A 6,991-nucleotide genomic window follows, 5' to 3' on the forward strand; every position below is an offset into this window, starting at 1 on the left:
AAACTACAAGGGGTGCGTCACATCAGCTCAATGCGACAGCACCCCTCTTTTTATCCCACATATTCTGCGCCGCCAAAAAACGGCGGCATCAGCTCTCTCATTTCTCCTGCACGGCCTGCCACACCACGCCGGCATACTCCGTCGGCGAAGCCAGGCGCATCAGGGACCTGCCGCATGGGCAGTCATCATCCAGACGCATCACCGCCTGCCCCGTGCGATAGCGGAAAATCGGCATGGCCTCGGCGGCCAGGGCGGTCAGCACCAGCTCCCCTACCTTGTGTGGCTCCGTAATCAGCTTATCAGTGCCATACTCCAGAATCTCCGGATAAAAATAATCCTCCTGCACATGGTAGCCGCTACCCTCACTGCAAGGGAACATAATCCCCCCGCACCCCATCACCGGCGAATTGTACAGGGTCGTGGTCTTTGCCTTCAACCGCTGTTCAATATAATAATGGTTCGGGTTCTGCAGTCCTTCCTCCATGCAGATAATCTTCGGCAGGAACAAATCATCCGCCGAAATGCCGCTGGCCTGCAGCATAACCACCAGCTGGGTTACCTGCTTGAAATCGCTGACCAGCACATCTATATGGCAGGTAGTAATCAGATCCTTGATGCTCTCCTGATTGTTGCCCAGCAGAATCACCGTCACGCCCATGTTTTCCAGGGCATACTGCACATCCATCAGGCGGCTGTCCGAAGCCTCTCCCAGAAGGCCCACCACCGTAGCGCCATGCACGCCCTGCGCCACCATTACCCGCGTCATCATCTCTATCTGATAGGCCAGGTCGCCGTTGGTGTACATACGGATAACCGGCTGGCTGAAGCCGATGCGTGAAATCCTCAGCACGGCGCTCAGCGGCAGGGTCAGAAGGTTGTACACCGTGGTTCCCTCTATCTCCTCGCTGGTAGTCAGGGGCAGCTTCTGCAAATCCTCCAACGACTGCAGTGACGCACTATTCAGCCCTGCACCGCTGAACTTCTTGTAGTAAAAGGCACTTTTCTCCATAGCCCAATGCATTTGCTTTTTTAATTTTTTCAATTGCAGAGCAGACATGTCCTCTCTCTTCATCTGCTCAATGGCCGGATTAGCTATCATATACCTTCTCCTTATAACGGCTTCTGGTAGAAGAACGGCTGGTAGCTGGTGTAGCCCAGCTTGCGGAAATTCAAAATAGCCTCTGTAGCGCCTACAAAGAGGATGCCGCCCGGCTTTAATGCCTTAAAGAAGTTGGCGTACAGCTGGTCCTTGGCTTCCTCCGTAAAATAGATAACCACGTTGCGGCACAGAATCAGGTCAAAGCCGCTCTCAAAGTTATCCTTCAGCAAATTGTGACGCTTGAACTCAATACAGCTCTTGATGTCCTGGCTGACCGCGTACTTGTCGCCCTGCCTGGTGAAGTAGCGCTTCTTGCGGTCCTCGCTCATGGCCTTTATCTCGTTCTCGGTGTAGACACCTGCCCTGGCCTTGGCCAGAATCTCAATGTCCAAATCCGAGGCCAGGATGCGGTGCCGCTGGTTCGGCGTTATATCCTTCATAATCATAGCCAGCGAGTAAGGCTCCGCACCTATTGAACAGCCAGCACTCCATATATTCAGCTTGGAGGACCTTCTCAAAAGGTCAGGAATGACATCCGTCTCCAGCTTGGCAAACTTGTCCGGCGTGCGGAAAAACTCCGACACGTTGATGGTCAGGTACTCAATAAATGCCGCAAAATCGTCCTTGTCCTGCACAACCTTGTCAAAATACGCGCTATATCTGTCATAGCCGTTTCTGCGGGCCAGGTTCATGATACGCCTCTGCATCTGCGGCGCCTTGTACAAATCAAGGTCTATTTCAGTTTTTTTCTTTAACTTCGCCTTAAACTCTTCCCAATCTCTTTCATCCATTTCATACCCCTCCGATTCATTCAGCTATGTATGATTTCTATATTCAACATCAACCGCTAAAAACCCTTTTTTTATGGAAAATTTTTTTAACATACTTCTCCATCTTGTTTATGTTTTTTATCGGGAGGCGGCCTCAGCCCTCTACATAGTGGCTGAAACTGCCGATAACCAGCTCCGGGAAGGCCCCGTGCAGCTCCTGCAGGAAGGCGGCCGTACCGGTATAGCCGGACTGCGGCGGCGGCATAATGGACAAAAAGGCGTCCGGGTCGATGTTCAGGTTCCGCACCTGAATCATCTGCACCGGCAGTTCGCGGAAGAATTCCTTCCAGGCCGCCAGCTCCTCAAGCCTGTCATTGAAGCCCGGAAAATACAGCATGTTCAGTGATACATAGATGCCGTGGCCGAGGGCGTAGCGGATGGAGGCCTTCACATCCTCCAGACTGTAGCTGCTCCTGTAATAAGCGTCATAGCTCTCCGGGATGGCGCTGATGATGCTGACACGCATGGTATCCAGCCCCGCGTCCACGATTTTCTTTATGCCCTCCGTATAGCCTGCGTTGGTATTGATGTTTATCTGGCCTTTGTCGGTTTTGGCCCTTATCAGCCTGATGCCTGCGCTGATATTATCAGCGGCCAGCGACGGTTCTCCCTCACAGCCCTGCCCGAAGCTGACAATCCCCTCCGGGGCAGTTTCCAGATGGTAGATGCCGATTTCTGCGATTTCCTCCGGCGTCGGCCTGAATTTTATCCGGCTCTGGGGTGACGGACAGCACTCGGCAGGCTGCAGGGAAATACAGCCAAAGCAGTTGGCATTGCAGACAGGGGAGGTAGGGATGCCGCACTCCCAGCGGCGGTAAAAGAGGTTTTCTGCCGTACAGCAGTGCCATTCCAAAGAGCAGTTGGCCAGATGCTCCACCAGCGGATTGTGAGGCAAATCCTTTTTTACCTGCTTCACCAGCTTTTTCAGGTCGTGGGTGTTGTAGTTTTCCGGGTCCCACTTGTGGTTTTCATCCGTATAGGCGGCGGCCACGTACAGCTCATCCCTGTAGACCGCCACTGCCGTATAGCCGTACAGAGGAAGCCGCCCCGCCCCCTCCTGCATCTGAAAGCCCGGCAGCATGGTGCGGGTGTAGCCTGCCGGCAAAATGGCGGCCACAGCCTGCCCGGTCAGGGGAATCAGCTCGCCATCAGGCGTAGTGCCCATGGCCTGCCGCTCCGGCAAAAACATCAGATCCGCGCTTTCCGGCAGGGGAATCAAATCCTCCGGCGTCAGGGGACGGATATCTCCCCCGATGCGCCCTACGCCTCCGATGCCCGGTGCATCGAATATCTCACCGTTTTCATCTGCATAAAGCGCCGTAATCTCGCAGTCCGGACGCCTGACAACGCTGCCTGCGCCTGCATTTCTGCCCTTCCTGCCCGTATTGCTCTTCTTAGCCATGCTGTTCCTCTGCCTCCTTCCAGGCGGTCTTCTCCTGATTTTCGGTATTTTCGGTATTTTCCCTGTTCTCCGGCTTCTTCTTGCTCTTCTTTTCCTTTTTCGGATTATATTTGTTCATGGCCATATCGTAGCCCTCGCTGACGATGCACTCCACAGCGGGCAGGAGGTAATCAATGGCCTCCCTGATTTTTGGCACATCCTCCTCCGGAAAAGGAGCCAGCACATGATTGATAACGTTCCAGCCCGGCAGGGGACGGCCTATGCCGATGCGCACCCGGCCAAACTGCTCCGAGCCTATATGGGCAATCAGGGACTTGAGGCCGTTATGCCCGCCGGCACTGCCCTTTTTCCGAAGCCGCACCATGCCTGCCGGAATATCCATATCGTCGTGCGCCACAATGACATCCTCCGGCTCCAGCTTGTACCAGCGCATCAGAGGCCCTACGCACTCGCCGCTGTTATTCATGTAGGTCTGCGGCTTCACCAGCAGTACCTTTTCTGCCCCGATGCGCGCTTCGGCCACCAGCCCTTTTTCACGCGCCTGCCATGAGGTAGCGCCCAGCCTGTCTGCCAGGGCATCCACCAGCATCCAGCCTACATTGTGCTTTGTCCTGGCATATTCACTGCCGGGATTGCCCAGGCCTGCAATTATCTTCATCTCTTCTGCTCCCTCTGAAAAGTAAACAGCACATGCCGTACTTATTTGCCTGCACTGTACTAATTAACTTGCATTTTCTTTATACATGTCTTATAATAACTATAAGAAGAGGCATACCGGTAAAACGGTTGCCCCCATTAGTGGTCACGAAGAACCGCCTACGTTTGGAAGCTGCAGGCGGTTTTTCTTATGCCTTGATAGCCACTATACAAATCATCACCAGAAATACTAGTGTCAAAAAATCGTACAATGTCATGGGCACCACCCCCTTTCGGGGGCAGGATTAGCCGCCTACCGTGCTGGTACACCTCTAATGATATATTGTACAGTAATTATACTCTTATGGCAAGTTTTATATAGCATCGGGAGGTCATGGACATGCATCAGTATTTATTCTACATAGGAGATTTTCCCATCAGGGCATACGGACTGGTGCTGAGCCTCAGCATCATCGTCGCCACAGGCGTGGCGTATTTTCTTGCCAGACAGGACGGACGCTACCATGAGCATGTAGTGGATATGGGCATCTACTGCGGCCTCAGCGGCCTGCTGGGGGCGCGGCTCTGGGATGTATTTTTTTTCGACTGGGGCTACTATCAGCATCACCTGACGGAAATATTCAACGTGTGGCAAGGGGGAATGGCTATTCAGGGCGGCATTGTCCTCGGCGTCATTACCGGCGTCCTGTACTGCCGCCATCACCGGATTGATATCCTGGCCATGATGGATATCTGCGCTCCTGCCATCATCTTCGGGCAGGGACTGGGACGCTGTGCCAATCTGCTGAACGGCGATGCCTTTGGTGCGCCCACCGGCACAGGCTTTGGCATCCTCTATCCCAAGACCACCCTGGCCTATCATACCTATGGGGCACAGCCCCTGTGGCCGGCAGAAATCTGGGAGGGCCAGCTCGACTTTCTCATCTTTGGCCTGCTGCTCCTTTATCGGGCGTTTCCCCACGTTAAGGGACAGGCCTTCGCCCTCTATGTAATGCTCTATTCTGCGGCGCGCTTCTTTTTGGAATATCTGCGCGGCGATTACACGGAGCTGATTCTGGGCATATTCAAATCCGCCCAGCTTACCAGCGTAGTAGCCTTTGCCGCCGCGCTGGCCGTCTTTATCTATCTGGCCTGCTCCAAAAAGCAGTCCGGCGGCACGGATTCCTGACTTTTCCTCCCTTCCCTGCCGGATGTAAAACAGCGGGAGCTCCCTGACGGGCGCAAAACAGCAGGAGAATTGACCGGCATGTGAAAACCGCATGACATGAGCTTTCCTCCCTTCCCTGCCGGGCGCAAAACAGCGGCTTTACTTTATATCGTCAATATCGTATAATGGTAAGACATACAAAGAATAAGAGGTGTATCTATTGAAAATACTAGCCCGCCATCTCACCATCGACATGTACAAATGCAAGGAATCCTGTTTTGCCGACACGGAACAGCTGCTGGAAAGGCTGAAAACCCTTCTGAATGAAAGCAGGCTGGAGGTTGTTTCCGGCATCCATCAGGTACTGCCGGACGGCCATATCGTCATCATGGTTATCTTTGCTGAAGGACACATGACCCTGCATGCTTTCCCGGAGCTTCGCTACATATCTGCGGACACCTTCCTGTGCCAGCAGAATGCAACCCCGGAGCTGCTCTTTAACACATTCCGCAAGCTCTTCAAGCCGGAAAAGACCAAGACAACCCTTTTAAAGCGCGGCGATTTTGGCTCTGTTACCGACATGAAGCCAAAATACAAGACCAAGACCGCCCCTATCCGCAAGATACGCAATACCGGCAACAAGGTAATCCGTATTCTCACCCGCAGATAAGCGGCAATAGACAGAGAGGTTTTCTCAATATGTTTGCAACCCCTGCAAATAAACAGCAGGGGTTTTTCTTTGCAAAAAATATCCATGTATACAATTATATTTTTCTAAACAAATAGACGAAAAAAGTGTATAATATAAAACATGTGAAATATCGCAGAGTATTCTGCCAATCGGAGGGATTTCATGAATAAACCACGTTTGGGACATATACATTTTCTCAATGTACTGCCCCTGACCTACGGTCTTAACAGCCTTAACCTGAAGGAAGGACTGGAACTAAGAAACGGCGTGCCTGCCGTCATGAACAACGACCTGATGACGGGGCGCGTAGATGCCAGCGAGGTATCCTCTATTGTATATGCTCGGAGCTATGAGGATTTGCTGGTACTGCCTGACCTGTGCGTAAGGGCTGACGGCGAGGTGCGCAGCATTCTTCTGGTATCGAAAAAGCCAATTGAGGAAATCAACGAAGACAAGATTATCCTCACGGCCCAGTCCGCCACCGCCCACTGCCTGTTGAAAATCATTATGGCAAAGGCCTACGACGCTTCACCGCGCTACTATACCCGCAATCTCACCCCTGCCAATCCTGTGCCAAGCGACGCCACCGCCTCCCTGCTCATAGGGGATGATGCCCTCTGCGTATACCATCACCAGCAGCGGGACAAATACTACTACTACGACCTGGGACGGGAGTGGAAAAAGCTCACCGACCGCTGTATGGTATACGCCGTCTGGGCTGTCCACAAGAGCTTTGCCCAGGCCAATCCGGAGGGAGTGCAGTTTATCTACGACCGGCTTTACCGCTCCCTGCAGGAAGGACTGAAAAATAAAAAGGAGGCCATCGCCTCCATCATCGACAAGAAGCCGTTCACGGAACGGCAGGTGTCCGAATATCTCAATATCATCAAATGGAACCTGACCGAAGAATATCTGGACAATCTCAAGGTATTCTACGAGCTGGCATACGAGCAGGGACTGATACCGCGCCGCCCGCGCATCCGCATAGCCGACGTACAGCGGTAAATTGGCTTGCCAAAAAAACAAAATAACTGTATAATGAGAGTGTAATATAAAAGGTGGTACTGCTGATAGACGGTTAGCCCCTTTTCACTTGGTTACTTTACAGAAGCGACCGCATTCATTGGAGCTGATGGCGGTCACTTCTGCTTACCGTTTAAATCTT

7 protein-coding genes are annotated in these 6,991 nt (G+C 52.7%); 3 read left to right on the forward strand and 4 right to left on the reverse strand.

Features of this window, described 5'->3' with window-relative positions; all coding sequences use genetic code 11:
• Window positions 1-97: 97 nt before the first annotated feature.
• From ACI3UA_RS08960 to pth, 4 genes are all read right to left on the reverse strand, one after another.
• On the reverse strand, window positions 98-1,099 hold the full coding sequence (locus ACI3UA_RS08960) for a phenylacetate--CoA ligase family protein (RefSeq protein ID WP_439724473.1): 1,002 nt from the start codon (window positions 1,097-1,099) through the stop codon (window positions 98-100).
• An 11-nt stretch (window positions 1,100-1,110) separates the two neighbouring features.
• A complete protein-coding gene (locus ACI3UA_RS08965) occupies window positions 1,111-1,890 on the reverse strand; it encodes a CheR family methyltransferase (RefSeq protein ID WP_439724474.1) in 780 nt (259 codons plus the stop codon).
• Between the two features lie 133 nt (window positions 1,891-2,023).
• Complete coding sequence (locus ACI3UA_RS08970) at window positions 2,024-3,331, reverse strand: radical SAM protein (protein ID WP_439724475.1); 1,308 nt, start codon at window positions 3,329-3,331, stop codon at window positions 2,024-2,026.
• On the reverse strand, window positions 3,324-3,989 hold the full coding sequence (gene pth / locus ACI3UA_RS08975) for an aminoacyl-tRNA hydrolase (RefSeq protein WP_439724476.1): 666 nt from the start codon (window positions 3,987-3,989) through the stop codon (window positions 3,324-3,326). Before pth ends, ACI3UA_RS08970 begins: the two co-directional genes overlap by 8 nt.
• Before the next feature lie 378 nt (window positions 3,990-4,367).
• Between pth and lgt the strand changes: the two genes are divergently transcribed.
• From lgt to ACI3UA_RS08990, 3 genes are all read left to right on the forward strand, one after another.
• Window positions 4,368-5,156: a prolipoprotein diacylglyceryl transferase gene (gene lgt, locus ACI3UA_RS08980; protein WP_439724477.1), complete on the forward strand. Its 789-nt coding sequence runs from the start codon at window positions 4,368-4,370 to the stop codon at window positions 5,154-5,156.
• Between the two features lie 199 nt (window positions 5,157-5,355).
• On the forward strand, window positions 5,356-5,805 hold the full coding sequence (locus tag ACI3UA_RS08985; protein ID WP_439724478.1) for an S-adenosylmethionine decarboxylase family protein: 450 nt from the start codon (window positions 5,356-5,358) through the stop codon (window positions 5,803-5,805).
• A 183-nt stretch (window positions 5,806-5,988) separates the two neighbouring features.
• Window positions 5,989-6,831, forward strand: coding sequence for a menaquinone biosynthetic enzyme MqnA/MqnD family protein (locus tag ACI3UA_RS08990; protein WP_439724479.1), 843 nt, complete (start codon window positions 5,989-5,991; stop codon window positions 6,829-6,831).
• Window positions 6,832-6,991: the final 160 nt, after the last annotated feature.

The organism is Anaerovibrio sp. (genome assembly GCF_051866355.1).
In the GTDB taxonomy this organism is placed as follows: domain Bacteria; phylum Bacillota; class Negativicutes; order Selenomonadales; family Selenomonadaceae; genus Anaerovibrio.

Coding starts and splice junctions, on each gene's coding strand:
- ACI3UA_RS08960 (WP_439724473.1), bottom strand. CDS start 1,099: ATGATAGCTAATCCGGCCATTGAGCAGATGAAGAGAGAGGACATGTCT.
- ACI3UA_RS08965 (WP_439724474.1), bottom strand. CDS start 1,890: ATGGATGAAAGAGATTGGGAAGAGTTTAAGGCGAAGTTAAAGAAAAAA.
- ACI3UA_RS08970 (WP_439724475.1), bottom strand. CDS start 3,331: ATGGCTAAGAAGAGCAATACGGGCAGGAAGGGCAGAAATGCAGGCGCA.
- pth (WP_439724476.1), bottom strand. CDS start 3,989: ATGAAGATAATTGCAGGCCTGGGCAATCCCGGCAGTGAATATGCCAGG.
- lgt (WP_439724477.1), top strand. CDS start 4,368: ATGCATCAGTATTTATTCTACATAGGAGATTTTCCCATCAGGGCATAC.
- ACI3UA_RS08990 (WP_439724479.1), top strand. CDS start 5,989: ATGAATAAACCACGTTTGGGACATATACATTTTCTCAATGTACTGCCC.